This window comes from Curtobacterium sp. MCBA15_004 (assembly GCF_001865055.2).
GTDB lineage: Bacteria > Actinomycetota > Actinomycetes > Actinomycetales > Microbacteriaceae > Curtobacterium.
This window is the reverse complement of sequence record NZ_CP126266.1, coordinates 2,323,352-2,350,233: the sequence shown is the minus strand read 5'-3', so window position 1 is coordinate 2,350,233 and position 26,882 is coordinate 2,323,352. Positions and strand designations below refer to the sequence as shown.

21 protein-coding genes are annotated in these 26,882 nt (G+C 74.4%); 12 read left to right on the top strand and 9 right to left on the bottom strand.

Annotation, left to right across the window (positions count from 1 at the left end; genetic code table 11):
- Positions 1–79: 79 nt before the first annotated feature.
- Positions 80–2,995: a glycosyltransferase family 2 protein gene (locus QOL16_RS10905; RefSeq protein WP_139266486.1), complete on the top strand. Its 2,916-nt coding sequence runs from the start codon at positions 80–82 to the stop codon at positions 2,993–2,995.
- On the top strand, positions 2,992–4,395 hold the full coding sequence (locus tag QOL16_RS10900) for a DUF5719 family protein (protein WP_071285136.1): 1,404 nt from the start codon (positions 2,992–2,994) through the stop codon (positions 4,393–4,395). The genes QOL16_RS10905 and QOL16_RS10900 overlap by 4 nt, the downstream gene beginning before the upstream one ends.
- Before the next feature lie 97 nt (positions 4,396–4,492).
- Here QOL16_RS10900 and QOL16_RS10895 read toward each other — a convergent pair whose 3' ends face one another.
- Complete coding sequence (locus QOL16_RS10895) at positions 4,493–4,933, bottom strand: metallopeptidase family protein (protein ID WP_065960685.1); 441 nt, start codon at positions 4,931–4,933, stop codon at positions 4,493–4,495.
- A 77-nt stretch (positions 4,934–5,010) separates the two neighbouring features.
- Between QOL16_RS10895 and QOL16_RS10890 the strand changes: the two genes are divergently transcribed.
- Positions 5,011–5,226, top strand: coding sequence for a DUF3499 family protein (locus tag QOL16_RS10890; protein ID WP_071285137.1), 216 nt, complete (start codon positions 5,011–5,013; stop codon positions 5,224–5,226).
- 149 nt (positions 5,227–5,375) lie between these two features.
- Positions 5,376–6,854 (top strand): adenosylhomocysteinase, encoded by a 1,479-nt coding sequence (ahcY, locus tag QOL16_RS10885; protein WP_071285138.1) that lies wholly within the window; start codon positions 5,376–5,378, stop codon positions 6,852–6,854.
- 30 nt (positions 6,855–6,884) lie between these two features.
- Here the strand turns inward: ahcY and QOL16_RS10880 are convergent, their stop codons facing one another.
- Positions 6,885–7,754: an RDD family protein gene (locus tag QOL16_RS10880; protein WP_071285152.1), complete on the bottom strand. Its 870-nt coding sequence runs from the start codon at positions 7,752–7,754 to the stop codon at positions 6,885–6,887.
- Between the two features lie 69 nt (positions 7,755–7,823).
- Here QOL16_RS10880 and QOL16_RS10875 point away from each other — a divergent pair, with 69 nt between their 5' ends.
- The gene (locus tag QOL16_RS10875; protein WP_071247621.1) at positions 7,824–8,819 is read left to right on the top strand and encodes a stage II sporulation protein M; all 996 of its coding nucleotides are present in this window, start codon (positions 7,824–7,826) and stop codon (positions 8,817–8,819) included.
- A 77-nt stretch (positions 8,820–8,896) separates the two neighbouring features.
- Here QOL16_RS10875 and QOL16_RS10870 read toward each other — a convergent pair whose 3' ends face one another.
- The 5 genes from QOL16_RS10870 to QOL16_RS10850 are packed head-to-tail and all read right to left on the bottom strand — an operon-like array spanning position 8,897 to position 14,919.
- Positions 8,897–10,267: a DUF58 domain-containing protein gene (locus QOL16_RS10870; protein WP_071285139.1), complete on the bottom strand. Its 1,371-nt coding sequence runs from the start codon at positions 10,265–10,267 to the stop codon at positions 8,897–8,899.
- The gene (locus tag QOL16_RS10865) at positions 10,267–11,355 is read right to left on the bottom strand and encodes a MoxR family ATPase (RefSeq protein WP_083395128.1); all 1,089 of its coding nucleotides are present in this window, start codon (positions 11,353–11,355) and stop codon (positions 10,267–10,269) included. Before QOL16_RS10865 ends, QOL16_RS10870 begins: the two co-directional genes overlap by 1 nt.
- The gene (locus QOL16_RS10860; RefSeq protein WP_071285140.1) at positions 11,352–12,710 is read right to left on the bottom strand and encodes a DUF4350 domain-containing protein; all 1,359 of its coding nucleotides are present in this window, start codon (positions 12,708–12,710) and stop codon (positions 11,352–11,354) included. The genes QOL16_RS10865 and QOL16_RS10860 overlap by 4 nt, the downstream gene beginning before the upstream one ends.
- Positions 12,707–13,348 carry a DUF4129 domain-containing protein gene (locus tag QOL16_RS10855; RefSeq protein WP_071247629.1) on the bottom strand — a complete coding sequence of 214 codons (642 nt, stop codon included), beginning with the start codon at positions 13,346–13,348 and terminating at the stop codon, positions 12,707–12,709. The genes QOL16_RS10860 and QOL16_RS10855 overlap by 4 nt, the downstream gene beginning before the upstream one ends.
- Positions 13,345–14,919: a glycerophosphoryl diester phosphodiesterase membrane domain-containing protein gene (locus QOL16_RS10850; protein WP_071285141.1), complete on the bottom strand. Its 1,575-nt coding sequence runs from the start codon at positions 14,917–14,919 to the stop codon at positions 13,345–13,347. Before QOL16_RS10850 ends, QOL16_RS10855 begins: the two co-directional genes overlap by 4 nt.
- Before the next feature lie 146 nt (positions 14,920–15,065).
- On the opposite strand from QOL16_RS10850, the gene mtrA reads away from it, so the two are divergent.
- The 6 genes from mtrA (at position 15,066) to secA (ending at position 24,073) form a co-directional block, all read left to right on the top strand.
- Positions 15,066–15,740, top strand: a complete 675-nt coding sequence (gene mtrA, locus QOL16_RS10845) for an MtrAB system response regulator MtrA (protein WP_065964678.1) — start codon at positions 15,066–15,068, stop codon at positions 15,738–15,740.
- A 5-nt stretch (positions 15,741–15,745) separates the two neighbouring features.
- On the top strand, positions 15,746–17,428 hold the full coding sequence (gene mtrB / locus QOL16_RS10840) for an MtrAB system histidine kinase MtrB (RefSeq protein WP_139266487.1): 1,683 nt from the start codon (positions 15,746–15,748) through the stop codon (positions 17,426–17,428).
- On the top strand, positions 17,428–19,188 hold the full coding sequence (locus tag QOL16_RS10835; protein WP_083395129.1) for an LpqB family beta-propeller domain-containing protein: 1,761 nt from the start codon (positions 17,428–17,430) through the stop codon (positions 19,186–19,188). The genes mtrB and QOL16_RS10835 overlap by 1 nt, the downstream gene beginning before the upstream one ends.
- Before the next feature lie 258 nt (positions 19,189–19,446).
- On the top strand, positions 19,447–20,139 hold the full coding sequence (locus QOL16_RS10830) for a phosphoribosyltransferase family protein (protein ID WP_071247642.1): 693 nt from the start codon (positions 19,447–19,449) through the stop codon (positions 20,137–20,139).
- 290 nt (positions 20,140–20,429) lie between these two features.
- A complete protein-coding gene (gene hpf, locus QOL16_RS10825; RefSeq protein ID WP_071247645.1) occupies positions 20,430–21,137 on the top strand; it encodes a ribosome hibernation-promoting factor, HPF/YfiA family in 708 nt (235 codons plus the stop codon).
- 146 nt (positions 21,138–21,283) lie between these two features.
- Entirely contained in the window at positions 21,284–24,073 is a 2,790-nt protein-coding gene (gene secA / locus QOL16_RS10820; RefSeq protein ID WP_065964963.1) for a preprotein translocase subunit SecA, read from the top strand.
- Between the two features lie 92 nt (positions 24,074–24,165).
- Here the strand turns inward: secA and QOL16_RS10815 are convergent, their stop codons facing one another.
- Complete coding sequence (locus tag QOL16_RS10815) at positions 24,166–24,654, bottom strand: Rv3235 family protein (RefSeq protein ID WP_139197503.1); 489 nt, start codon at positions 24,652–24,654, stop codon at positions 24,166–24,168.
- 99 nt (positions 24,655–24,753) lie between these two features.
- Between QOL16_RS10815 and QOL16_RS10810 the strand changes: the two genes are divergently transcribed.
- Positions 24,754–26,256 (top strand): sensor histidine kinase, encoded by a 1,503-nt coding sequence (locus QOL16_RS10810; RefSeq protein WP_071247648.1) that lies wholly within the window; start codon positions 24,754–24,756, stop codon positions 26,254–26,256.
- Positions 26,257–26,547: 291 nt separating this feature from the next.
- On the opposite strand, the gene QOL16_RS10805 is transcribed toward QOL16_RS10810, so the two are convergent.
- The gene (locus QOL16_RS10805; RefSeq protein WP_022904217.1) at positions 26,548–26,796 is read right to left on the bottom strand and encodes a WhiB family transcriptional regulator; all 249 of its coding nucleotides are present in this window, start codon (positions 26,794–26,796) and stop codon (positions 26,548–26,550) included.
- Between the last annotated feature and the right edge of the window lie 86 nt (positions 26,797–26,882).

The window sequence follows — 26,882 nt, the reverse complement described above, 5'->3', positions numbered from 1 at the left end:
GTGACCAGGTGCACAGGTTCACGGCGCGCCGTCGTCACGGACCGGCGCCGCGCCTCCAGACCGTAGAGTGACGCGCGTCATGCAGCCCAGTCCCGCGCAGTCCCGGCCCCAGTCCGACCGGTCCCGGTCGGACCTCGACCAGCCACGCTCCGGACGACCCCGCGTCACCGCGGTCCTGGTCGCCGCGAACGGCGGGGAGCAGGTCGACCGCACCCTCGACGCCCTCGTCGCACAGACGCGGCACCCGGACAACCTCGTCGTCGTCGACCTCGGGTCGACCGACGGCTCGACCGCCGACATCGCCCTCGGCGGTTCCGCGGGCCTCGTGCGCCTGCCCGCCGGACGTCCCTTCGGCGAGGCCGTCGCCCGCGCCGAACGCGAGGCGCCGCTCGCCGAGGACGTCGCCCCCGCCGACGAGTGGCTCTGGGTCCTCGGGCACGACAACGCCCCGGCGCCCACCGCGCTCGAGGCCATGCTCTCCGCGGTCGAGATCGCCCCCTCGGTCGTCGTCGCCGGCCCGAAGCTCGTGTCGCCCGACGACCCCTCGGTGATCCGAGCGTTCGGCGAGAGCACGACCCGCACCGGCCGGTCGATCACGCTCGTCCAGGACGAGCTCGACCAGGGCCAGCACGACCGGGACACCGACGTGCTCGGCGTCGCGGCGGCGGGCATGCTCGTGCGCCGCTCGGTCTTCCGCGAGCTCGGTGGCTTCGACCCGGCGCTGCCCGACGTCGACGCCGCGCTCGACCTCTGCATCCGCGCCCGGCTCGCCGGGCACCGCGTCGCCGTCGTCCCGGACGCCCGCGTGGCGAGCGCCGGCCCGATCGAGGAGTTCGGGCGCAAGCGCGTGTCCGAGGCCCGTCGGGTGCGCATGCACCGGCAGGCCCAGCTGCACCGACGCCTGACCTACGCACCGGCCGGGCTGCTCTGGCTGCACTGGCTCACCCTCGTGCCGTTCGCGATCGGGCGCGCCGTCGGACACCTCGTCGCGAAGCACCCCGCCGCGGTGTCGGGGGAGCTCGCGGCTGCGTTCGCGGTGGCCTTCGGCGGCGGCGTCCGTCGTGCGCGCCGCAGCATCGCCCGGACCCGACGGGTCGGGTGGGCCGCGGTCGAGCCACTCCGGGTCAGCTGGCGTCGCGTCCACGAACACCGGACCACCTCGCGCGACGTCGAGCTCGCCCGGGTCGAGGACGCCCCGATCGCCCGCGCCTCGTTCCTCGGCGACGGCGGCGTGTGGGTCGTGCTCGCCGCGGCCGTGGTCAGCGCCGTCACGCTGTGGCCGCTGCTCGGCAGCCCGGCGCTCACCGGCGGGGGTCTCCTGCCGCTGAGCACCGACGTCGGACGGCTCTGGCAGAACGTCGGCTACGGCTGGCACGCCGTCGGCACCGGGTGGACCGGTCCGAGCGACCCGTTCGCCGCGGTCGTCGCGGTGCTCGGCACGCTCACCTGGTGGTCGCCCTCGACCTCGGTCGTCCTCGTGATGCTGCTCGCGATGCCGGTGGCCGCGCTCGGTGCCTGGTTCGCCGTGCGCAAGGTCACGACGCGCACCTGGGTCCCGGTGATCGGTGCGACCCTGTACGCCCTCGCGCCGTCGCTCGTCGGCGGCGTCACCACGGGGCACCTCGGCGCCGTCGTCGCCCACCTGACGCTCCCGTGGCTGCTGCTCGCGGTCCTCGAGGCGCACCGCTCCTGGGCGTGGGCCTCCGGGGCCGCGCTGCTCTTCGCGGTCGTCGCGGCGTCCGCGCCGTCGCTGCTGCCCGTGCTCGTGATCGGGTGGTTCGTCTCGGTCGTCGTCGGCTGGCGACGGGCGCACCGTCGGGTGTTCATCCCGGTCCCGGCCGCCGTGCTCTTCCTGCCCCTCGTGCTCACGCAGGTCGCCCGGGGCAACCCGCTCGCGATCGCCGCCGACCCCGGTGTCCCCTCGGCGACGCCGGTCCCCTCCGCGCTGCAGCTCGCGATCGGTCAACCGCTCCCGGACTGGAGCGGGTGGCTGCCCGCCGTCGCCGGGGTGGACGCCGCGCTGGTCGCGGTCGTGCTCCCGGTCGTCATGGCCGTCCTCGTGCTGCCGGTCGCCGCGCTCGCGGTCGGTGCGCTGCTCGGGCACCGCTGGGCCGTCGCCGGTACCGCGCTCGTCCTCGCGCTCCTCGGGTTCGCGACCGCCTTCGCCGCGACGCACGTCACCGTGACCGGCGTCGGGTCCACGACCGCGATCGTGTGGCCGGGCAGCGGCCTGTCGGTGTACTGGCTCGCGCTCGCCCTCGCCGCGTGCATCGGGGTCGACGTCCTGCCCCGGGTCGCCCCCGTCGCCGGGCTCGTCGCCACCGTCCTCGCCGGGGTCGCGGTCGCGCCGTCCTTCGCCGCGTTCTTCCTCGGCACGGCGGTCATCCAGCCGACCACCGGCCGTGTCCTCAGCGCCTACGTGAACGCCGAGGCGCAGGCGAACCCAGAGGTCGGCACGCTCGTGGTCTCGCCGCAGACCGACGGGTCGCTCGCGGTCGCGCTCGAGCGCGGGCAGGGTTCGACGCTCGACGACCAGTCGACCCTCGACGCCACCGCGCTGCGGCTCAGCCCGGCCGGGGCCCGCCTGACCACGCTCGCCGGCAACCTCGCCAGCCGGAGCGGCTACGACCCCGAGCCCGCGCTGCGCTCGCTCGGCATCTCGTTCGTGCTCCTCGAGGGCGCACCCGACGACGCCTCCGCGCAGGCCGTGCACGACCGTGCCGTCGGGGCCATCGGGCAGGACGCACGGTTCACGAGCATCGGCGAGACCGCCACCGGCCGCCTGTTCCACTACGAGGGCGACGTCGACCGCGTGTCGACCGGCTCCGCCGCCACCCAGGCGACGCACGTGCTGTACCTCGTGGTCCTCGGCGTCGTCTTCGGCGCCGCGGCCCTGCTCGCGGTGCCGACCGCCCCGCGCCGACGCCGCGCCACCTCGAACGTCATCGAGGCCGAGGAACCCGCCACCACCTTCGACGAGGAGCGCGACGAATGAGCACCGGTCCCGCCACCGTCCGCCGCTGGCTCGTCCGCGGCACCGCGACCGCCGTCGCCGTGGTCGTCGCGGCCGGCGCCGTCACGGCGGCCCACGCGATCGGCACGGGGAGCGACCCCGCCCGTCCCGCCGGCCGCACCGTGACCCCGGTCCCCGCGGCCGCCGAGCGGGTCTGTGCCGGCAGCGCCCTGCGGCTGTCGGACGACTCCGGCAACGACGCCACGAAGGCGAGCACCGTCGGCTCGGCCTCGGTCGCGACGGCGACCACGGGCTCGACCGTCGAGCGGAGCGAGCTGAGCGGCTCCACCACCGGGAGCAGCGCACCGCAGCTCCTCACCGCCCCGGCCGGCCGGACGACGCCGCAGGTCGCCGGCAGCAGCAGCCAGAGCGTCTCGTCGGGTGACCTCGTCGGCACCGCCGCGGCGTCCTGCGACGACCCGGGCCAGTCGACGTGGCTGGTCGGCGGGTCGACGGAGACCGGTCGCACGAGCCTCATCACGCTGTCGAACCCGACCGACGTCAACGCGACGGTCGACCTCGCGGTCTACGACGGCTCCGGGCAGGTCAGCGCACCCGGGACGACCGGCATCGTCGTCGCCCCGAACACGCAGAAGGTCGTGCCGCTGTCGGGCTTCGTGTCCGACCAGGGCTCCACGGTCGTGCACGTCACGTCCTCCGGCGGCCAGATCGTCGCGCACATGCAGGAGAGCATCGTGCGGACGCTCACCCCGGGCGGGTTCGACATCGTCTCCGGCGGTGCCGCTCCGGCGCAGCGCCAGGTGATCCCCGCGGTCGTGCTCGACCAGGCGCAGGAGGCCCAGAGCGGGGACGACGCCGCGGACGCCGGACCGATCGTCCGGATCTTCGTGCCCGGTACCCGCACCGCCCGTGTCACGCTCGGCATCACCACCGCGGACGGCGGCGGGTCGACCGTGAACGCGACCGCGGAGCCGGGTGTCGTCACCGACGTCGCGCTCGACGACTTCCCGGACGGGCGGTACTCCTTCACGGTGACCGCGACCGAGCCCGTCGTCGCCGGTGCCCGCACCACGACGCCGACCGAGGACGGCCGCACCGACCTCGGCTGGTTCGCGTCCGCCGAGCCGCTGACCGACCGCACGATCGCGGCCGTGGCCCCGGGTGACGCGCCGCAACTGTCCTTCGTGAACCCGACGCGTTCCGACGCCCGGGTGACGATCCGCTCGGGAGACGCGGAGCAGCGGGTCGAGGTGGCCTCCGGCTCGACGGCGACGGTCTCGGTGCCGGTGTCCCAGCAGCTCGTGATGACGGGGACCGAGGGGCTCGTGGCCGGGGTGTCGTACGCGGGCAGTGCGGGCATCGCCGGCTTCCCGGTCCGCGCGGCCACCGAGGCGTCGACACCGCTGCGGATCTACCCGTAGCGGGCACCGCTGCAGGGTCGGCCCGGGCGGTCCCCGCCGCGGGCGCGGCCGGCCCGGTCGTCGCCGTGCGGCATCCCCGACCGGGGGAGCCGCCGCGTCACCAGTGGCGGTAGCGGTCCGGCGCCAGGTCCCACGGGTCCTTGTCGAGCAGCTCGCCGACGGCACGGAACACCGCGGTCTCGATGATGACCCGGCGGTCGGTGTCGTCCTTCTCGGGGCTGTGGGTGACCCGTTCGACCGGGATCCGGAACAGCGTCACGCGGCGCTCGTCACGGTCCACGCGCCACCGGGGCATGCGCTCCGGCACCGGCGCCACCGTCGGCATGTCCGCGACCTGGAAGACGACGCCGGCGAGCTCCTCCGGCCAGAGCCCGAGCAGGTAGTGGGCGGTGTCGCCGACGATCCGGTCGAACAGCTCGGCGCGGGTGATCACCGGTGCGAGGTGCGGCCCGGTCACGCTCGACCGTCCGCCGCGCCCGTGTCGGGAGCGTCCCCTGGCGCGGTCGACCGGGGTGACGAGACGCGGCTTGCGGAACATCCCGCCATCGTACGCGGCGACGACCGCCGCGACGGGACCGACCGACCGACGGGCCCTCCGGTAGGGTCGGTGCCGGTATGGACGTGCGGATCTGCAGCAAGGTCGCCTGTGGCGGCAGCGCTGCGGCGACCCTGACGTACGACTACGCGGACTCGATGGTCGTCGTCGGACCGCTCTCCACACGCGTGGAACCGCACGGCTACGACCTGTGCGCCCGGCACGCCGCGCGCCTGCGGGTCCCGCTCGGCTGGGACGTCGTGCGCCGCGGCCCGGTCCGGCGCGGGTCCGACTGACGCGACCGCGAGGGGGCCGCGCGGTGCGACGGTCCGGCACGGTGTGCCGGCGCGCGACCGACCGACCCCGTCCGCGAGACGGGCCGGCGCGACACCGGTCCGTGACGTCGTCTGACGGTCCGCCGGACCCACCGTGCGAGACTGGCGCCATGACCACGGACGCCCGCACCGCCGCACCGTTCCGCATCGCCGACCCGGCCCTCGCCGCCGCCGGCCGGCACCAGGTCCGGCTCGCCGAGAACGAGATGCCCGGCCTGATGGCCCTCCGCGAGGAGTTCGGTCCCTCGCAGCCCCTCGCGGGTGCCCGGATCGCCGGCTCCCTGCACATGACCGTGCAGACCGCGGTCCTCATCGAGACCCTCGTGGCGCTCGGCGCGCAGGTGCGCTGGGCGAGCTGCAACATCTTCTCGACGCAGGACGAGGCCGCCGCCGCGGTGGCCGTCGGGCCGCACGGCACCCCGGACGAACCGGCGGGCGTCCCCGTGTTCGCGTGGAAGGGCGAGACCCTCGACGAGTACTGGTGGTGCACCGAGCGCATCTTCGACTGGAGCGCCGAGGCGGCCGTCGCCGGCGCGACCTGGACCGGCCCGAACCTCATCCTCGACGACGGCGGCGACGCCACGATGCTGCTGCACACCGCGGCCGACGCCGAGGCCGCCGGGGCCGCTCCCGAGCCCGGTCCCGACGCGAGCGCCGAGTGGCGGATCGTCCTCGACACGGTCGCGGCGTCGCTCCGCAGTTCGGGCGACCGGTGGACCCGCATCGCGGCCGACGTGCAGGGCGTCACCGAGGAGACGACCACGGGCGTGCACCGCCTCGTCGAGCTCGCGCGGGACGGCGTGCTCCGGTTCCCGGCGATCAACGTCAACGACTCCGTCACGAAGTCGAAGTTCGACAACAAGTACGGCATCCGACACTCGCTGCCCGACGGCCTGAACCGGGCGACGGACGTCCTCATCGGCGGCAAGGTCGCCTTCGTGGTGGGCTACGGCGACGTCGGCAAGGGGGCCGCCGAGGCGCTCCGCGGCCAGGGTGCGCGCGTGATCGTCAGCGAGGTCGACCCGATCTGCGCCCTGCAGGCGGCGATGGACGGGTACCAGGTCGCCCGCCTGTCCGACGTCGTCGGCCAGGTGGACATCGTCGTCACGTGCACCGGCAACCTCGGGGTCGTCGGGGTCGACGACATGCTCGGGCTGAAGCACCTCGCGGTCGTGGCGAACGTCGGGCACTTCGACAACGAGATCGACGTCGCCGGGCTCGAGGCGCTGCCCGGTGCCGAGAAGGTCGAGATCAAGCCGCAGGTGCACGAGTGGCGGCTGCCGACCGGGCGGTCGATCCTGGTGCTCAGCGAGGGGCGGCTGATGAACCTCGGCAACGCGACCGGGCACCCGTCGTTCGTGATGAGCACCTCGTTCACGAACCAGGTGCTCGCGCAGATCGAGCTGCACACCCGGCGCGACGCCTACCCGACGGGCGTGCACGTGCTGCCGAAGCACCTCGACGAGAAGGTCGCGCGCCTGCACCTCGACGCCCTCGGCGTGGGGCTCACCGAGCTCCGACCGGAGCAGGCCGCGTACATCGGGGTGCCGGTCGAGGGGCCGTACAAGCCCGAGCACTACCGGTACTGAACCGCCCCTGGTCCGCTCGCCACCCGCTCGTCAGCGCGGGAAGCCCGGGGGCCGCGCCGTCGCGGTCGCCGCTGCGCGGTCCAGCAGCGCCGCCCGCGCACGCAGCGCCGTGCGGTCGCGGTCCCGGCGGAGCACGACGACCCCGGCGAGGAACACCTCGGCGGGGACCGGCGGCACGGGGTGCACCGACGGCACGACCTCGGCCGCGAGCCGCTGGGCCGTCGCCGCACGGGCGTCCGGACGCATGTCGGCAGCGCCGCGGAAGAACGCGCCGAGCCGGTTCTCGAGCCGTTGCGGCAGCGCCGAGACGTCGGCGACCGTGGCCCACCCGACGAGCTCGGCGGGGAGCACCACCTGCGTGGGCCGGGCCCGCACGGCGCGCTCCTGCTGGACGACCGTGCCCGCGAGGAGGTCCCCGAGGCGCCGGGGCCGCGAACCGAACAGGGCCACGAGCAGCGCGATCGACCCGGCCGACCCCCACAGCTCGAGCAGCCCCACGAGCGAGCGGGTGAACGTCTGCCGGAACCCGACCGCACCCCCGTCGAGCCGGACGACCCGCGTGCCGGTGGCGTACCGCCCGACGCTCTTGCCGCGCGTGACGGCCTCGAGCGCCGCCGGGACGAGGACGAACACGACGACGAGCACCGCGATCGACAGCGCTGCCTCCCACGCCGGGTCGACGCTGCTCGGCCACAGCCGCGAGGTGCCGACGAGGAGCATCACGTACAGGGCGAGCAGGCACACCGCGTCGAGGAGGCCCGCGGCGAGCCGGAGCGCGATGCCCGCCGGCTGCACGTCGAGGGCGACGGCCTCACCGACCACGAGCTCGTCGGCCGTGTCGTCGAGCGCCCGGACGAAGCGGGCGTCGGCCAGGTCACGGGGCACGCGCGTCGTCGACATGGGATCATTCTGGCGGAGACCGGCGTCGACCGCCCGCGCGACGGTCGACACGACGACGGGGGAGACGACGTGGACCTGGACGCCTACGACGAGGTGCACCGCGACCGCTGGGGCGCGCTCGACCGGCTCGCCCGACGGCGCCCGCGGACCGGGCAGGACGTCGACCACCTCGTCGCCGGCTACCAGGAGGCCGCGACCGACCTCGCGCGCATCCGCGGCGCCGCACCGCGGACCGTGACCGGCGACCGGCTGTCGCTCACCGTGTTCCGTGCGCGGCTCCGCTTCACCGGCACCCCGGTCGATCCGCTCACCGCCGTGACCGCGTTCTTCGTCCTCCAGCTGCCGGCCGCGCTGTTCCGGATCCGCTGGCTGACGCTCTGGGTGGCCGCAGCGACCGCGGTGGTCGCGGCCGTCGTCGCGGTGTGGATCAGCACGACACCGGGTGCGGTCGACACCTTCGGCACGGCGGAGTCCCTGCGCCGGTACGCGACCGAGGACTTCCAGGCCTACTACTCCGACCACGGGCTCGGGGCCTTCACGGCGCAGGTGTGGACGAACAACGCCTACATCGCTGCGAGCATGGTCGCGTTCGGGATCACCGGGCTGTTCGTGCCGTACTCGATCGGGCAGAACGCGATCAACCTGGGGGTCTCGGCGGCGATCATGCACTCCGAGGGCCGCCTGGGCGACTTCTTCACGTGGATCGCACCGCACGGGCAGCTCGAGCTGTACTCGATCTTCCTCGCCGGCGCGGCGGGCCTGGGCATCGCGTGGTCCTGGATCGCCCCGGGGGAGCGGACGCGGGCGCAGGCGCTCGCCGAGGACGGCCGGGCCCTCCTGTCCGTCGCCGTCGGCCTCGTCCTCACCCTGCTGCTCTCCGGGCTGATCGAGGGCGTCGTGACCCGGCAGGACTGGCCGTGGCCCGTCAAGATCGGGATCGGCACGGTCGCCCTCGCGGCGGTGCTCTGGTACCAGTGGGTGCTCGGCGGCCGGGCCCACCGTGCCGGACAGCGCGGCGACGTCGAGGAGTTCGAGCGCGGCGCGACCGCGCTGACGGCCGGCTGACCCGACCGCACCGACGGCGGACCGGTCCGACGGCTCACCGGTCCGACGGGGCGGGCGCGGGGCGCGCCTCCCGGCCGCTACAGGCGACCGCCCGCCTTCGCGCGGATGTACGCGTCGGCGACCAGCGGCGGGACGTCGGCGGGCGTGCCGCGCACGACCTCCGCCCCGGCGCGGCGAGCCACGTCGGCGACGCCGTCGGCGTCGAGCAGGGTGCGTTCCGCGGCGGCCCTGCGGTAGACGTCGCGCTCCGCGCCGGACGGGAGGCCCGGCACCCGCCCGCCCCGTCGCCGGCGTGTGGAGCGGGTTGCGACCGCGTCGTCGGTCGTCCCGGGTGCGCCGGAGGCGGTCCGCTGGACCGCCGGGTCGTCGACGCCGGTGACCACGACGGCGTGCCGTCGGGCCAGACGGGGCAGGACGGCGAGCACGTCGCCCGACGCCCCGACGGACTCGAGGCCGGTGAGCAGCACCACGAGGGCGCGCGAGGTGGTGATGCCGTCGACCACGCCGGGGACGAGCGACCAGTCGGTGGCCCGGATGCCCGGCTCGGCGGCGGACAGCGCCTCGCCGAAGCGCTGCACAACGTCGGCGCGGGTGGCCCCGTGCACGCGCTCGCGGACGGCGTCGTCGAGCACGACGAGGTCGACCCGGTCGCCGGCCGCGGCGGCGAGGGCACCGAGGAGCAGGGCGGCCTCGATGAAGGTGTCCAGGCGGGGCTCGTCCTCGACGCGTCCCGCGCCCGCGCGACCGGCGTCGACGACGACCACGACGCGGCGGTCGCGCTCCGGACGCCACGTCCGGACCACGAGGTCCTGCCGACGGGCCGTGGCGCGCCAGTCGATCGACCGGACGTCGTCGCCGCGCACGTAGTCGCGGAGCGAGTCGAACTCGGTGCCGTGTCCGCGCAGCTGCAGGGTGGTCTCGCCGTCGAGCTCGCGCAACCGCGCGAGGCGGGACGGGAGGTGCCGTCGCGAGCGGAACGGCGGCGTCACGACGAGCTCGCCCGGCGCCGGCACGACGCGCTGCCGGGCCGCGAGGCCGAGCGGCCCGAACGCGCGGACCGCGACGCCGGCGGTGCGGCGGCGGCCGCGACGGAAGGGCGTGAAGCGCATCCGGGCGGTGCGCCGCTCGCCGGCCGGGACGTCGGTGCGGATCCGCCGGGGCTCGTGACCGGCGGATGGCTCCCACATGTCCCGGACGACCGCGCGCAGGCGACGGGTGCCGTCGTTCGCGAGCACGAGGGTGCCGTCGGCGGTGGCGTCACGGCGCGCGAGCCGGGGCATGCGTCGTTCCACCCGGACGCGCGCGGGGTCGGCGGCCAGCAGGACGTCGACGACGGCACCGAGCACGACGACTCCGGCCCACGCGAGGCCCGCCCAGGCGCTGCCGAGCAGCACGGTGGGCACGACGGCGACCGCGAGGAGCGCGACGAACCGGCCGGAGATCGCCACTAGATCGGCACCCGCACCTGCTCGAGGACCTGCTGCAGCACCCCGTCGGCGCCGACGCCCTCGAGCTCGGCGTCCGCGGCGACCCGGAGGCGGTGCCGCCACACCGGGACGACCATCGCCTGTACGTGGTCCGGGGTGATCGCGTCGTAGCCGGTGAGCCACGCCCAGGCCTTCGCGGCCGCGAGCAGGGCGGTCGCGCCACGCGGGCTCACCCCGACGCGCACGGACGGTGCCTGCCGGGTCGCTCGGGCCAGGTCGACGACGTACGCGAGCACGTCGTCACGGGCACCGACGGCACCGACGGCGCGCTGCGCGGCGAGGACCTCGTCCACGCCGAGCACGGGGGAGACCCCGGCGGACCGGACGTCGCGGGGGACGAAGCCGTCGGCGTGGCGACGGAGCACCTGCCACTCGACCTCGCGGGGCGGGACCTCGAGGACGAGCTTCATGAGGAAGCGGTCGAGCTGCGCCTCGGGGAGCGTGTACGTGCCCTCGAACTCGATCGGGTTCATGGTCGCCGCGACGAAGAACGGGTCCGGCAGCGGTCGGGCCGCGCCGTCGACGCTGACCTGGCGTTCCTCCATCGCCTCGAGCAGGGCGGACTGCGTCTTCGGGGGCGTCCGGTTGACCTCGTCGGCGAGGAGCACGTTCGTGAACACGGGGCCCTCGCGGAACGGGAAGGTGCCCGTCGAGGCGTCGTACACGAGCGAACCGGTGACGTCGCCGGGCATCAGGTCCGGGGTGAACTGGACGCGCTTGGTGTCGAGCGACATCGCTGCTGCGAGGCTCCGCACGAGCAGGGTCTTGGCGACGCCGGGGACGCCCTCGAGCAGGACGTGGCCCTGCGCGAGCACGCCGACGATCATCCCGGAGACCGCGCCCTCCTGGCCGACGACGGCCTTGCCGACCTCGGCGCGGAGCCGGCCGAAGGCGTCGCGGAGGGCGGCGTCGTCCTCGCCGCCGCGACGGCCGCGGGGACGACGGTCGGCGTCGAGGGCCGGGGCGGCCGCGTCCTTGCCGAGTGTAGGGCCGGCGGTGCCGGTGGGGTGCTCGGTCCGGTCGTCCGGGGTGCTGGCGGGGTCGGTCACGGGCGTGCTCCTCGTCGGTGGTCGTCGTGCGCGGTGTCGCGGCCGGTGGCGGTGGCGGTGTCGATGGTGGCGGTGGGGCCGGTGCCTGGACCGGTGCCCGGGGTCCGGCCCTCGGTGGCGGCGCGGACCGCGGCCTCGAGGGCGTCGAGCGCCGCGACCGCGTCGACCAGTCGGCGGTCGTCGCCGGCCGGCCCGCCGACCAGCACCCGGCCCACGTCGTGGTCCGGGCGTCCGGTGGCGCGGGCGGCGGCGCGGACCACCTCGTCGACGTGGGCGGAACGCGGCAGCCCGAGTCGACGAGCGGTGCGGCGGAGCGCGGCCACGCGGAGGGTGTCGAGCGCGTGCGTGCGGTCGCGGGTGCGGGCGTAGAGCCGGGCCCGTCCCTCCGTGGTCTCGGCGGCCCGCACGACGGCCGGCAGCCGTTCGACGACGAGCGGTCCGAGGCGTCGTCCGCGCCAGACCGCCGCGGCGACGACGACCAGCCCGAGGAGGCCGAGCAGCCCCGGCACCCACGGCGGCGCGAGGCTGCCGAGCGTCGGGGCCGCGTCCGGGGACCCCGCGGTCGGGACGTACCAGGTGAGGGTGTCCGTGCCGTCGGTCCCGCCGCCCTGTTCGAGCAGACCGAGCGCGAGCGCGGCGTTGCCGGCCGTCGTCACGGTGTCGTTGCGGAACGCGGCGGTCGTGCCGACCAGGGTGACGTCGCCGGCCGGGGTGTCCGTCCGGGCGAGGCCCCAAGCGCGGTCCTCGCCGGTGCCGGACGGGGCGCAGAGCTCGAGCGACCCGGTCGTGCCGGCGTCCGCGCCGTCGGAGCCCGGGCCCCCCGGGGTCCGCGCGTAGGCGGTCCCGTCCGTGGAGACCTCGCCGGCGGTGGCGGCGGCCGGGATCCCGCAGCGAGCGGTCGACACGGTGTCCCCGTCGCCGGGCCGGGCGGCCGGTTCGAGGGGGAGCCCGACGGCGTCGAGCACCCGGGGGTCCCCGCTGACGAGGACCACGTGCTCGGCCCGGCGGACCAGGCGCCGGGCGACGTCGGGGTCGAGCACACCGGAGACGTCGTCGACGAAGACCGTGCCGTCACCGACCCGGTCGGCGTCGCGCACCACGTCGACGCGGGTCCCGCGCTGCTCGAGCACCCGGACGAGCGCCATCGACCCGCTCGCGGTCGCGGAGCGCGGGTCGAGCGGGTCGCGACCGGGCGGCGTCGTGGACTGCACGACGGCCGTGAGGACGGCGAGGACGAGCGCCACGGCGACGACGAGCACCCACGCGCCGACGTGCCGGGTCCGTGCAGCGCGGCCGGTGGGTGTCGGGGTCGCCGGGGTGCCGGTCGGTGCGGGCGTCGCGGTCCGGGCGCTCACGCGGGCACCGCCGGGGAGTCCGGCCGCGCGGGGTGGGCGGTCCGGACGGCCTGCTCGGTGTCGAGGACCTCGCGGGCCGTGCGCTCGTCGGCGGTCCCACCGAGGTAGCGCACCGCGTCGAACGCCGCGGCCGCCCCGTCGAGTCGGTCGCCGAGGTCCGGGAACGGCGCGCGTGCCCGGCCGGCGATCGCACGTGCGGTCGCGCCGGGGACGTCGGGCACGAGGTCGCGCTCGCCGAGGCCGCGCGCCACGGCGCGGTAGCCCTCGAGCACGGCCGTGTCGTGGTCACCGGCGCGCAGGGCGGCGCGTGCGGCCTCGGCGATCGTGCGGGCGGAGCGCAGGTCGTCCCCGTCCAGGACACCGCCGACCGTCCAACCGGTCACGCGGGCACGCCGACGGGGCAGTCCCCGGGCGACCACGACGAGCACGACGACGGCGACGAGGACGACGACCGCCGTCCACAGCAGGGTGTGCGCGAGGACGGGGGAGTCGACCCCGTCGCCGCGGAGCGACCCGAGCCAGTCGAGGACCGACCGGGAGGCCCGGTCCCACCACGTCGGCTGGGCACCGTCGTACGTGCTCCGCTCGAGTTCGCGCTCGAGGAGTCGGCGTGCCTCGTCGGCGTCGGGGGTGGTCACGGGCGTCCGCCCGGGAGGTGCCCGCCGTGTGCCGGCGGCTGCTGGCCGGGCCACTGCTGCGGTGCCGGGGGCTGGTGCGCGGGCCACTGCGGCTGCTGGCCGTGCCATTGCTGCTGCTGGGGGCCGGGCTGCTGGCCCTGCCACTGCTGCTGCGGGCCGGGCTGCTGGCCCTGCCACTGCTGCGGGACCGGGGGCTGCTGCGCCGGCCACTGCTGGCCGGACCACTGCTGCGGCGGCTGCCACGTGGCCGGTCGGGGGCGGGGCAGCGGGTCGGCGGGCGCGAACGGGTCGGCGGGCTGCCCGGTCTCGAGGTGTGCGGCGATCCGCTGGTCGAGTCCCTCGGTGCGGATCCGTCGGTCGACGGCGAGGAACGTCGTGATCGACCCGGTCAGCACGTCGACGATGCACTGCACCGCCGTGACGAGCAGGCTGCCGACGACGAGTGCGACGACCCCGGCGATCCCGGTGCCGGTCGACACACCGGTCTGCCCGAGCGGGTCGAACGTCCCGGCGAGCAGGAGCGCACCGATGGACAGCGGCGTCGCCGCGATGGACGCCGCGAACCCGAACACCACGGTGACGAGCAGCAGGATCCCGAAGGTGCGCCAGAACGCCCCGCGCGTCAGTCGCCAGGACTGCGCGGCCGCGGCGAACACCGTGCGGCCCTCGAGCACGATCGTCGGCACCGTGAAGGCGAACTTCGTCCCGAGCCACACGCCGACGACCGCGAACGCCAGCGCGAGCACCACGAAGAGCAGGACGAACCCGCCGAACGAGGCACCGTCGAACCCGGAGCCGCCGGCACCCAGGGCGAGGGCCGCGCCGAACACGACGAGGCCGAAGACGACGCCCACCACCACGCCGGCGCCGGCCTGCAGCAGGATCCACGCGACGACCGAGCGGCGTCGTCCGGCGAGCAGCGCCCAGAGCCCTCGGAAGGTCGCGCGCCGTCCGAGGATGCGCTGACCGGTGTCCACGGCGACCGGGGCGACCAGGAAGCCACGGCCGAGCGTCGTGAGGAACGGCAGCGCGACCGTCAGCACCAGCCAGAGGGTGATCGAGCCGGCGACCACGGTGTCGCCGCCCCGCCCGCCGTCGAGCGCCGAGGAGATCCGCGACTGCAGCACGGACTGCCCGATCGTGCTCGCGAGGGTCGACAGCAGCCCGAGCACACCGCTGAGCAGCAGGCTCCAGAGCAGCAGGACCCGCGCGTTGCGCCGGAAGACCGTGAAGGCGCCCGACAGCACGTCGCCGAGCCCGAGCGGTCGGAGCGGCAGGACCGGCCGGGAGCCCGCGGGGACCGGCCCCGCGCCGGGGCCCTGTCCGGTCTGGTGACCCGGCGCACCGGGCCCGCCCGGCCACCCGCCGGACGGCTGCTGCTGCCCCGACCACGGGCCGGGCTGCTGCTGACCCGGCCACCCGCCGCGCTGCTGCTGCCCCGGAGCCGCACCGGCTGCGCCGTGACCCGGCCACCCGCCGGGCTGCTGCTGCCCGCGATCGTGCGCCGGGCCTCCCGTCCGGTCGTCCTCGCCACGCGACCCCGGCGCTCCCGGTACCTGCCAGTCGGACATCGCCGCCCCCTCGTCGTGCTCCGGCCGCGCTGCGGACGCGCGGACACTCCCATCCTGGCGGAAAACCCGCCCTGCCGGGGCCGGACGCTATCGTGGCGGTGGGTGCCGGTCCGGCACCCACCGCCCGCCACTCGGAGTCCACACGCATGACACCGCGCATCCTCGTCGTCGACGACGACCAGGCCCTCGCCGAGATGATCGGCATCGTCCTCCGCTCCGAGGGCTACGAGCCCGACTTCAGTGCCGACGGCAACGACGCCGTCGACGCCTTCCACGCGACCAAGCCCGACCTCGTGCTCCTCGACGTCATGCTCCCGGGGATCGACGGCATCGAGGTCTGCAAGCGCATCCGCGCCGAGAGCGGCACGCCGATCATCATGCTCACGGCCAAGGGCGACACCGCCGACGTCGTCGCCGGGCTCGAGAACGGTGCCGACGACTACGTCGTGAAGCCGTTCAACCCGAAGGAGCTCGTCGCCCGGATCAAGACCCGGCTGCGCCCGACCGCGACCGACGGCACCGTGCTGCACGCCGGGGACCTCACCGTCGACGTCGCCGCTCACGAGGTGCGGCGCGGCGACACCGTCATCGCGCTCACGCCGCTCGAGTTCGACCTGCTCCGCGCGCTCGCCGAGAAGCCGAACCAGGTGTTCACGCGCGAGATGCTCCTCGACCAGGTCTGGGGCTACCACTACAAGGCCGACACCCGGCTCGTGAACGTCCACGTGCAGCGCCTCCGGGCGAAGATCGAGCACGACCCGGACAACCCGCGGATCGTCACGACCGTGCGCGGCGTCGGCTACCGGGCCGGAGGGGCCTGACCACGATGCCGCCGGGACCGTCCGCCAACGGCGCACCCGGCCGCGGGTGGGCCCGTCGTGCCCGCCGCCGGGTGCGCCGCTGGGTGCGGCGTGGCTGGTACGCGCTCGCCTGGCTCTGGCGACGGTCCCTCATGGTGCGGTCCGTCGCGATCACCGTCGCGACCACCGGGCTCGCGGTCGCCGTGATCGGCACCGCGGTCATGATCAGCATCTCGAACAACGTCTACGCGCAGCGCCGCGACCAGATCGAGGCGGAGTCGGCCCGCGCGACGGTCGTCGCCCAGGGCATCTTCGACGCCGCGACCGCGGGCGAGGACAACAACCAGTCCGAGCTCGAGACACTGCAGAGCGAGGCGCAGCAGTCGATCCTGTCGAACACCACGAGCCCGGGCGGGACGACCATCGCGATCGAGCGCACGCCCGGGCAGACCAGCCCGCAGACGCTGCAGAACCTCGCGAGCCCCGAGTTCCCCGACGCCGTGATCACCGACCAGCTGCGGCGCGAGGTCGCGAAGGACACCGGCCGCCTCAGCCTGCAGGCCGTGCAGCTCGACGACGGCGGGCGCCGTGAACCCGGGCTCGCGGTCGGTTCCGTGCTGCAGATCCCGAGCGCGGGGCAGTACGAGCTGTACATCGTCTACGACCTGTCCGACGCGCAGCAGACGCTCGACTTCGTGTCGCAGACCCTGTCCATCGGCGGGGTCGCGCTCATCGTGCTCATCGCGCTCGTGACGTCGCTCGTGGTGCGGCTCGTGGTCGTCCCGATCCGCGGCGCGGCCGAGACCAGTCGCAAGATCGCCGCCGGACGCCTCGACGAGCGCATCCCGGTCCGCGGCTACGACGACATCGCGATCCTGGCGCGGAGCTTCAACGACATGGCCGACGCCGTGAGCCGCCAGATCACCCAGCTCGCCGAGCTCTCCCGGGTGCAGCAGCGCTTCGTGTCCGACGTGTCCCACGAGCTCCGGACGCCGCTGACCACGATCCGGCTCGCGGGCGACATGCTGTTCGACTCGCGGCACTCCTTCGAGCCCTCGGTCGGCCGGTCCGCCGAGCTCCTGCACACCCAGGTCGAGCGGTTCGAACTCCTGCTCGCGGACCTGCTCGAGATCTCCCGGTACGACGCCCAGGCCGTGCAGCTCGACACCGAGCCGGTGGTGCCGGCGGCGCTCGCCGCGGACATCGTCGAGGAGTTCCAGCCGCTCGCCGAGCGGGCCGACACCGCCCTGCAGCTCGTGACGCCGGGCGGGCACACGACCATGCAGCTCGACGCCAAGCGGGTGCGGCGCATCCTGCGCAACCTCGTCGGCAACGCGATCGAGCACGCCGACGGGAAGCCGGTCCAGGTCGTCGTCGACAGCGACTCGCGGTCCGTCGCGATCGCCGTGCGCGACCAGGGCATCGGGATGCCGCCCGAGGACGCCGCGCGCGTGTTCGACCGGTTCTGGCGGGCCGACCCGAGTCGCCGGCGCACCATCGGCGGCACCGGGCTGGGGCTGGCGATCTCACTCGGGGACGCCCGGCTGCACGGTGGCCGCATCGACGTCTGGTCGCGGCCGGGCGAGGGCTCGACGTTCGTGCTCACCCTGCCCCGCGGCGAGGCCGTCGGCACCGCGACCTCGGCGATCCCGCTGCCCGAGCTCGACGAGGACTACGACGGCCCCCGCGCCGTCAGGGAGGACCGCTGATGCCCACGCGTCCCGACGACCGCCCGGCGTCCGCCGTGCCCCCGCGTTCCGTGCCCCCGCGCTCTGCAGCCCGCCCGCGCGTGCGCCGCCGCCTCCGTCCGCTGGTCGCCGTCGTCACGGCGGCCCTCGCCGCCGTCGCCCTGGCAGCCTGCGCCGCGATCCCGACCGACGGCCCGGTCCGCGCCGGGCAGTCCGTGCAGGACGAGTCGATCTCGGGGTTCGACTACCGCCCCGACCGCCCGGTCGCCGGAGCCGACCAGACCGCCGTGCTGCGCGGGTTCATCGCCGCCGGCACGGGCGCGCAGGACGACTACGCGATCGCCCGGGCGTTCCTCGCCGACGGGTTCGCGAGCAAGTGGAACCCCCGCCGCGGCGTCACGATCGTCCCCGGCAACGGCACGGTCGAGCGGGCGGCCGACCGGGAGCTGACCTACACGCTGACCGCGACGGCCACGGTGGACGCGAACGGCGAGTACACCCAGGCCGTCCGACCGACGACCTCGACCCTGACGTTCCAGTTCGTCCGACAGGACGGCGAGTGGCGGATCGCGTACGCCCCCGACGGGATCGTCCTGACCCCGGTGAGCTTCGAGGCGTCGTTCCAGGAGCACGCCCTCTACTTCTTCGACCCGACCTACCAGTACCTCGTGCCCGACGAACGGTGGTTCCTGGCGCGGTCGTCGACGAGCACCCGGATCGCGAGCGCGCTGCTCGCCGGACCGGCCGAGTGGCTCAAGGGCGCGGTCGTCTCCGCCTTCCCGGAGGGCACGCAGCTGTCCCTGAACGCCGTGACGATCGAGAACGGCACCGCCGCGGTGGACCTGTCGAGCGGTGCCCTGGGCGCCAGCGGAGCCGACAAGGCGCGCATGCGCGAACAGCTCACGCGGTCGCTGGCGTCGGTCGCGTCGGTGTCCTCGGTGTCGATCACGATCGAGGGCGCGACGTTCGCGAACCCCGAGCAGGACGGCTCCGCGGCGCAGGTCAACCCCGACGTCGACCCGCGTCCGCTGGTGCTCCGCGACGACCAGGTCGGCTTCGCGGCGGCCGGCGGCAAGGTCGCCGCGCTCGGCGGCGGAACCGGCGACGCCGTGGCCGCGCTCGACCCGACGTCGTTCGCCCTCGGGTCCGACGGCTCGACGGTCGCGGTCGGCAACGCGAGCGGTGTGGTGGTCGTCCGGGGTCGTGACGCCCTGCGGGTCGACGCGTCCGAGGGCCTGGTCCCGCCGTCCGTCGACGACCTCGGGTACGTCTGGGTCGGCCGGGCCGGCGACACCCGGCAGGTCACCGCCTACGGGCTCGGCGGCGACCCGCACCAGGTCACCACGACGCTGCCCGCGGGCCAGCTCGTGTCCTTCCAGGTCTCCCGGGACTCGACCCGGGCACTCGCCCTCATCCAGACCGCGGACGGCCCGGCGCTCTACGTCATGGCGATCACCCGCGGCTCGGACCGCACCCCGACGAGCCTCGGCCCGCCGGTCCGTGTGCAGGCGGCCACCGGCCAGGCCGTCGGTGCCGCGTGGGTGAACGACAGCGACGTCGTGTCGGTCGGGCAGGCCGACAGCGGCCCCGACGTCGTCCGGTCGACGGTCGGTGGCCGCTCGACGACGCTGCCGAAGGCCGAGGGCACCGCCACGACGGTCGCGGGCGGCAGCGGTGGGTCGATGCTGCTCCGGATGTCGGACGGCACCGTGCTGCAGTCCTCGGGCGGCGGGTGGGACACCACGGGCGTGACGGCGGACGTGCTCGGCATCCAGCGCTGACGGAGGCGGAGGGGCGCGGCGCGCGGGCGGGCGGTCGTCCGGGCGGGCGGTCGTCCCAGCGGGTCCGGTCTTCCTCCACAGGGCCGTCGGACTGGAGGCCCGTCCACAGTCCGCCGCACCGGCGCGCGTCCGACGGTGGGTCGCGCCGAGCATGGGTGCGTGCCCACCACAGATCCCCCCACCACAGATCCGCCGGCCGCGGTCCGACCCGCCGCGGTCCGACCTGGTGCGGTCCGACCCGCCGCGGTTCGACCCGCCGTGGTCCGACCCGGTGCGGCCCGACCGTGGGCCGATGCCGTCGCGGCCGTCGTCGGCCTCCTCCTGCCGGTCTCGTGCGTTGTCTGCGGCGCACCCGACCGTGCGGTGTGCCGGGCCTGCCGCGCCGCCGTCGATGCCCTGCCGCAGCGCCGCCGCCTCGTCGCCGGCGTCCGACTCGACGCCGCCCACGGGTACGAGGGGGCGGTGCGGACCCTCGTCCTCGAGCTGAAGCTCCGCGGCCGGGTGGACCTCGCCGGGGTGCTCGCCGCACGGTTCGGCGCCGTCGTCGGAGCGGCACTCGCATCCTCCCCGGGGGCCGTCCTCGTCCGCGTGCCCCCGTCCCGCTCCGGGCGCCGACGCCGCGGGTTCGACCCGGTGGTCCTGCTGCTCGCCCGGGCCGGTGTCCGGCGACCGCCCGCGCTGCTGCGCGTCCCGGAACCACGTCGCCGCACCGAGCACGGTGCCGGTGGTCCGCGCGGCCGGGCGCACGGCCAGAAGGAACGGACCGCCACCGAACGGGTCGCCGCGACCGTGGGGACGCTCCGTGCGCCGATCCGGCTGCGCGGTCGCGACGTCGTGCTGGTCGACGACGTGGTCACGACGGGCGTCACGATGGCCGAGGCCGTCCGCGCCGTGCGTGCTGCCGGCGGACGGGTCGTGCGCTGCGTCGCCCTCGCCGAGGTCGAGGGATGACCGACGATGCCCGCGGCCGGTGTCCGCGCCGGGGCCGGGTGCCGTCGCACGAGGCGGACGGCCGGCGTCCGCGCCGGGGTCGAGGGTTGCCCGACCAGGACGGCGGCGAGTGTCCGCGGTCCGGTCGCCGCCGGGGTGGACGCCGGGTGTCGCCTGGGTGTCCGGTGGGTGTCCGGGCCGACCCGCCGAGGGGTGGTGACGGCCCGGCTGCCGGGGGTCTAGCCTCGCGGCAAGGCGTTCGGGATCGCCGGATGGAGGCGACGCGCCGAAGTACGGATGGGAGCCGCCACATGGACGTGACGATCACGGGCCGGAACGTCGGGGTCACCGATCGATTCCGCACCTACGTGGAACAGAAGTCCGAGAAGATCGACGTGCTCGCCGACCGCGCCCTCGCCTTCGAGGTGCGCCTCAGCCGCCACAACGAGAAGTCCGGCGGGTCCGGGGGAGAGGACCGCGTCGAGCTGACGCTGATCGGTCCCGGCCCCCTCGTGCGGGCCGAGTCGGCCGCATCGGACAAGTACGCGGCGTTCGACCTGGCCTTCGCGCGGATCACCGAGCGGCTGCGCCGGGCCCGCGACCGCCGCAAGGTGCACCGTGGCCGCCACCGCCCGACCTCGGTCGCCGAGGCCGCCGGCTCCGGGTTCGAGCACATGGACGTGACGCCCGCGGACGGCAAGCTCATCGAGACCGTCGCGACCGGAGCCGTCCCGGTGGTCGAGGCCGACCGTGACCACGACGACGACACCGAGGTCTACTCGCCCGTGGTCATCCGCCGGAAGGTCTTCGAGGAGGGCCCGATGACCGTCGACGACGCGCTCTACCGGATGGAGCTCGTCGGACACGACTTCTACCTGTTCGTCGACGCCGAGACCCAGCGCCCGAGCGTGGTCTACCGGCGCAAGGGCTGGGACTACGGCGTGATCGGCATCGCCGAGCCGGGCAGCGGCGCCGCCGACGCCGAGGCACCGCGCGAGGCGACCACCGCCGTCGCCTGACGCACCACCACCCACCGTGTGCGCGGTCCGCCCCCGCGGGCCGCGCACACCCGCGTCCCTCCCAGCGCGGGCTTCCGGCGGGTTGCTAGCATGACTGGCTGTTCGGCTCGCGCAGGTCGCGCGCGACGACCCCGTAAGGAGCTCACGTGGCAAACGTGCTGGAGAAGGTCCTCCGCATCGGCGAAGGGCGCACCCTCCGTCGGCTGAAGGCGTACGCCTCGGCCATCAACGACCTCGAGGACGACTTCTCGAGCCTCACGGACGAGGAGCTCCAGGGCGAGACCAAGGAGCTCCGCGAGCGCTACGCCAACGGGGAGACCCTCGACGACCTGCTGCCCGAGGCGTTCGCCGCGGTGCGGGAGGCGGCGAAGCGCACCCTCGGCATGCGGCACTTCGACGTGCAGCTCATGGGCGGCGCGGCCCTGCACCTCGGCAACATCGCCGAGATGAAGACCGGTGAGGGCAAGACCCTCGTCGCGACCACGGCGGCGTACCTCAACGCCATCCCGTCGCGCGGCGTGCACGTCATCACGGTCAACGACTTCCTCGCGTCGTACCAGTCCGAGATCATGGGCCGCGTCTTCCGTGCGCTGGGCATGACCACGGGCTGCATCATCGCGAACCAGTCCCCGGCCGAGCGCCGCGAGCAGTACGCCGCCGACATCACCTACGGCACGAACAACGAGTTCGGCTTCGACTACCTGCGCGACAACATGGCGTGGCAGTCGTCCGACATGGTGCAGCGCGGTCACTTCTTCGCGATCGTGGACGAGGTCGACTCGATCCTCATCGACGAGGCCCGCACGCCGCTGATCATCTCCGGCCCCTCATCGGGCGAGGCGAACCGCTGGTTCACCGAGTTCGCGTCGATCGCCACGCGGCTCATCCCGGGCGAGGACTACGAGGTCGACGAGAAGAAGCGCACCGTCGGCGTCCTCGAGCCCGGCATCGAGAAGGTCGAGGACTACCTCGGCATCGACAACCTCTACGAGTCGGCGAACACCCCGCTCATCTCGTTCCTCAACAACTCGATCAAGGCCGTCGCCCTGTTCAAGCGCGACAAGGACTACGTCGTGATGAACGGCGAGGTGCTCATCGTCGACGAGCACACCGGCCGCATCCTCATGGGCCGTCGCTACAACGAGGGCATCCACCAGGCGATCGAGGCGAAGGAGGGCGTGGAGGTCAAGGCCGAGAACCAGACCCTCGCGACCGTCACGCTGCAGAACTACTTCCGCCTGTACCAGAAGCTCTCCGGCATGACCGGTACCGCCGAGACCGAAGCGGCCGAGTTCATGTCGACGTACAAGCTCGGCGTGGTCCCGATCCCGACGAACCGGCCGATGCAGCGCATCGACCAGACCGACCTCGTCTACAAGAACGAGAAGGCGAAGTTCGAGCAGGTCGCGGTCGACATCGCCGAGCGGCACGAGAAGGGCCAGCCGGTCCTCGTCGGCACCACGAGCGTCGAGAAGTCCGAGTACCTGTCGAAGCTCCTCGCGAAGAAGGGCGTCAAGCACGAGGTCCTCAACGCGAAGAACCACGCGCGTGAGGCAGCGATCGTCGCGCAGGCGGGTCGCCTCGGCGCCGTCACGGTCGCGACGAACATGGCCGGCCGTGGTACCGACATCATGCTCGGCGGCAACTCGGAGTTCCTCGCGGTGCAGGAGATGCACGCCAAGGGCCTGTCGCCGACCGAGACCCCGGAGGAGTACGAGGCCGCCTGGGACGAGGTCTTCGCCGAGGTCAAGAAGACCGTCGAGGAAGAGGGCGACAAGGTCCGCGCAGCCGGCGGGCTGTACGTCCTCGGCACCGAGCGTCACGAGTCGCGCCGCATCGACAACCAGCTCCGTGGCCGTTCCGGTCGTCAGGGTGACCCGGGCGAGAGCCGCTTCTACCTGTCGCTGACCGACGACCTGATGCGCCTGTTCAACTCCGGTGCGGCCGAGAGCCTCATGGGCCGGTCGAACGTGCCGGACGACATGGCGATCGAGAACAAGCTCGTCAGCCGCGCGATCCGCTCCGCACAGGCGCAGGTCGAGGGCCGCAACGCCGAGATCCGCAAGAACGTCCTCAAGTACGACGACGTCCTGAACCGGCAGCGCGAGGCGATCTACAGCGACCGCCGCCACATCCTCGAGGGTGACGACATCCACGAGCGTGCGCAGACGTTCCTGAAGAGCGTCGTCGACGACGTCATCGACACCCACACGGGCGAGGGCTCGCCGGACGACTGGGACCTCGACGCGATGTGGACCGAGCTCGGGACCCTGTTCCCCATCTCGATCTCGATCGACGAGGTCATCACCGAGGCGGGCTCGAAGGGCAAGGCCTCGCGCGAGTTCCTCGGTCGGGAGATCCTCTCGGACGCGAAGCTCGCGTACCAGAAGCGCGAAGAGCTCCTCGGTGAGGAGGCCATGCGCGAGCTCGAGCGTCGCGTCGTCCTCTCGGTGATCGACCGCCGCTGGCGCGACCACCTCTACGAGATGGACTACCTCAAGGACGGCATCGGCCTCCGTGCGATGGCCCAGCGCGACCCGCTGGTCGAGTACCAGCGCGAGGGCTACGCCCTGTTCCAGAGCATGATGGGGCAGATCCGCGAGGAGTCGGTCGGCTACCTGTTCAACCTCGAGGTCCAGGTGCAGTCCGACGGCGACAACGCCGTGATCGCGGCCAAGGGGCTCGACGAGGGCGAGGCCACCGGCCTCGAGTACTCGGCACCGTCGATCGACGGCGAGGTCGAGGTCCGCGACGAGCAGGGGCGCCTCGAGCAGGCTGCCACCGCTCGCGCGCAGCAGGCCCAGGCCGAGGCCGAAGCCGAGGTCGTCGACGGCCCCGAGCAGGGGTCGGCCTTCGGCAACGCGGCGACCGCGTCGGGCCAGGCGGCCACGGCGAGCAACCGCGCCGAGCGTCGCCAGGCGGCCAAGAAGGGCTGAGCCAACCACTGACGGACGGGAGGCGCGGTGCCGGCTGGCACCGCGCCTCCCGTCCGTCGTCCACCCGGCGCACCGCGCCGGCTGACGGTCCGTCAGAGCACGCCGACGGCGGTGGCCTGCCACCGCCCCTTCCGGACCTCGAGGCGGAGCGCGACCGCGCGGGCGTGGCTGCGGGTGTGCACGACCACGACGGCTTCGGCCACCCCGGGCGCGGGCTCGCACACGCGCACGCCGCCGACCCGCAGCGCCGGGCGGGTCCGGGTGCGGCCGCCCAGGCTCCGGGACCGGGCCGCGAGCGCCGCACGCTGGAGCAGGTGCCGGTGGACGTCCTCGGTGATCCAGCGGGCGATGCTGTCGACCTCACGTCCGCCGGTGAGGACCTCGACGACGCACAGGCCGAGCGCGCGGGCCGCCGTCGACGGGTCGGGCAGCGCCGGCCGGGGCGGAGCGTGTGCACCCGGCGTCTGCTCCGGCGGTGTCCGGACGGGGACGAGCGCCACCTCGGGTGGTGCCGGGTGCCCCGCCGGGTCGTCCTCGTCCTCGAAACGTCGCGCGTGTCCTGCCACCCCGGTCCCTCCCATGCCGTGAGCGTACGAATGCGTGCAACATGAGAAATACCAAACCCGCCGACTGTGGATGGACGACGGTTGTCCACAAGAGCGCGGACCTAGACTGTCGAGGTGTCGACCCTCAGTGACCTCGTCCTCGCGCAAGGCCGATCCTCCGAAGCGGACGTGGAGTGGCTCCACCTGCTCGTGGGGGACTGGCAGCTCCTCGCCGACCTGTCCTTCGCCGACATGGTCCTCTGGGTCCCGACCGCCCAGGAGGGCTCGTTCGTGGCCGTCGCCCACGCGCGCCCCAGCTCGGCGGCGACGCTCTTCTACCGCGACATCGTCGGTCAGGAGATCCGCGAGGAGTGGCGTGAGCAGATCACCGCGTGCTTCACGAGCGCGCAGGTCGTCGACTCCGCCGAACCCGACTGGTACGAGGACACCCCGACCCGGGTCCGCGCGATCCCGGTCCTCCGCCGCCTGAGCGCCCACAGCGCCGAGACGACCGAGCGGCCGATCGCGGTCGTCACCCGGCACTCCAACCAGGACGAGATGCGGACCCCGAGCCGCCAGGAGCTCAACTTCACCGCGGGCGCGAACGACCTGTTCGGCATGATCGCCACGGGCGACTTCCCCGACCTCGGGGCCCCGGCCGGTCCCCGCCGCGGTGCGCCCCGTGCCAGCGACGGGCTGCTGCGGCTCGACACGAACGGCACGGTCACCTTCGCGAGCCCGAACGGCCTCAGCGCGTTCAACCGGATGGGCTTCGAGGGGGAGCTCGAGCGGAAGTCACTGGCCGAGGTCACCACGGAGCTCATCGGTTCGAAGCTCGACGTCGACGAGTCCCTGCCGCTCGTCGTCACCGGGCGTGCTCCGTGGCGCGCGGACGTCGAGTCGAAGGGCGTCACGGTGTCGCTCCGGTCGATCCCGCTCCGGGACCACGGGGAGCGCATCGGTGCGATCGTGCTGTGCCGCGACGTCACCGAGCTGCGGCACCAGGAGCGCGAGCTCATCACGAAGGACGCGACGATCCGCGAGATCCACCACCGCGTGAAGAACAACCTGCAGACCGTCGCGTCCCTGCTCCGGATCCAGGCACGGCGCACGCACTCCGACGAGGCCCGGACCTCCCTGCAGAACGCGATGCGTCGCGTCGCGGCGATCGCCGTCGTGCACGACACCCTGTCGACCGGCCTGAGCCAGAACGTCGACTTCGACGAGGTGTTCGACTCCGTGCTGAAGCTCGTGACCGAGGTCGCCGCGTCGCACAACACCACCGTCCGCCCGAAGAAGACCGGCGAGTTCGGCGTGCTGCCGTCCGAGGCCGCGACCCCGCTCGCGCTCGGGCTCACCGAGCTCGTCACGAACGCCGTCGAGCACGGGCTGGACGGCCGCGACGGCGAGGTGGAGATCGTGGCGAACCGCGCCGACGACCACCTCGACATCGAGGTCCGCGACAACGGTGTCGGTCTGCCGGAGGGCAAGGTCGGGTCGGGGCTCGGCACGCAGATCGTCCGCACGCTCATCCAGGGCGAGCTCGGCGGCACGATCGACTGGCACACGCTGACCGGCAGCGGCACCGAGGTCACGATCACGATCCCGTTCCGCTGGCTCACGGCCGCCGGCGCCTAGCCGGCCGCCGGCGCGTCCCGCCGCTCGGCGCCGCCCGGCGCCGCCCGCCCGCCGCGCCGTGCCGCCCCAGCTGCCGGCACGCCGCACAACAGGAAGCAGCTCGCGCCACGGACTTCCGTGGCGCGAGCTGCTTCCGGTTGTGCGAGACCCCACTGCGGCGACCCGGCGGCCCGGCGGCCCCCACACTGCGTCCCCGCCCCGCCCCGCCCCACCGGACACGACGACGCCCGCCGCTCCCGGGGGAGCGACGGGCGTCGTCGTGTGCGCGGGGCCGGTGGTCCGGCCGCTGCGTCAGGAGGCGCGGCGGGCGCGGGCGGCGCGACGCTTGAGCGCGCGACGCTCGTCCTCGCTCAGGCCACCCCAGACACCGGAGTCCTGGTTGTTCTCGAGGGCGTACTGTAGGCACATCTCGGTGACGGTGCACCGGGCGCAGACCGACTTGGCCTTCTCGATCTGATCGACGGCGGGTCCGGTGTTGCCAACGGGGAAGAAGAGCTCGGGGTCCGCGGTGAGGCAGGCTGCCTGGTCACGCCAGTCCATGTGTGGTGCTCCTTGATGTCGATGCTCGAACGGCAGGCCGGGGACGCAGTTCGGGGATCGGAACGCTGGGCATGCACGAGGCACGA

Excerpts from the sequence above, each read along its gene's own strand:
- QOL16_RS10880 (WP_071285152.1), bottom strand. The coding sequence starts at position 7,754 with ATGTCGACGACGCGCGTGCCCCGTGACCTGGCCGACGCCCGCTTCGTC.
- QOL16_RS10900 (WP_071285136.1), top strand. The coding sequence starts at position 2,992 with ATGAGCACCGGTCCCGCCACCGTCCGCCGCTGGCTCGTCCGCGGCACC.
- QOL16_RS10890 (WP_071285137.1), top strand. The coding sequence starts at position 5,011 with ATGGACGTGCGGATCTGCAGCAAGGTCGCCTGTGGCGGCAGCGCTGCG.
- QOL16_RS10905 (WP_139266486.1), top strand. The coding sequence starts at position 80 with ATGCAGCCCAGTCCCGCGCAGTCCCGGCCCCAGTCCGACCGGTCCCGG.
- mtrA (WP_065964678.1), top strand. The coding sequence starts at position 15,066 with ATGACACCGCGCATCCTCGTCGTCGACGACGACCAGGCCCTCGCCGAG.
- mtrB (WP_139266487.1), top strand. The coding sequence starts at position 15,746 with ATGCCGCCGGGACCGTCCGCCAACGGCGCACCCGGCCGCGGGTGGGCC.
- QOL16_RS10850 (WP_071285141.1), bottom strand. The coding sequence starts at position 14,919 with ATGTCCGACTGGCAGGTACCGGGAGCGCCGGGGTCGCGTGGCGAGGAC.
- QOL16_RS10895 (WP_065960685.1), bottom strand. The coding sequence starts at position 4,933 with ATGTTCCGCAAGCCGCGTCTCGTCACCCCGGTCGACCGCGCCAGGGGA.
- ahcY (WP_071285138.1), top strand. The coding sequence starts at position 5,376 with ATGACCACGGACGCCCGCACCGCCGCACCGTTCCGCATCGCCGACCCG.
- hpf (WP_071247645.1), top strand. The coding sequence starts at position 20,430 with ATGGACGTGACGATCACGGGCCGGAACGTCGGGGTCACCGATCGATTC.
- QOL16_RS10815 (WP_139197503.1), bottom strand. The coding sequence starts at position 24,654 with ATGGGAGGGACCGGGGTGGCAGGACACGCGCGACGTTTCGAGGACGAG.
- QOL16_RS10835 (WP_083395129.1), top strand. The coding sequence starts at position 17,428 with ATGCCCACGCGTCCCGACGACCGCCCGGCGTCCGCCGTGCCCCCGCGT.
- QOL16_RS10805 (WP_022904217.1), bottom strand. The coding sequence starts at position 26,796 with ATGGACTGGCGTGACCAGGCAGCCTGCCTCACCGCGGACCCCGAGCTC.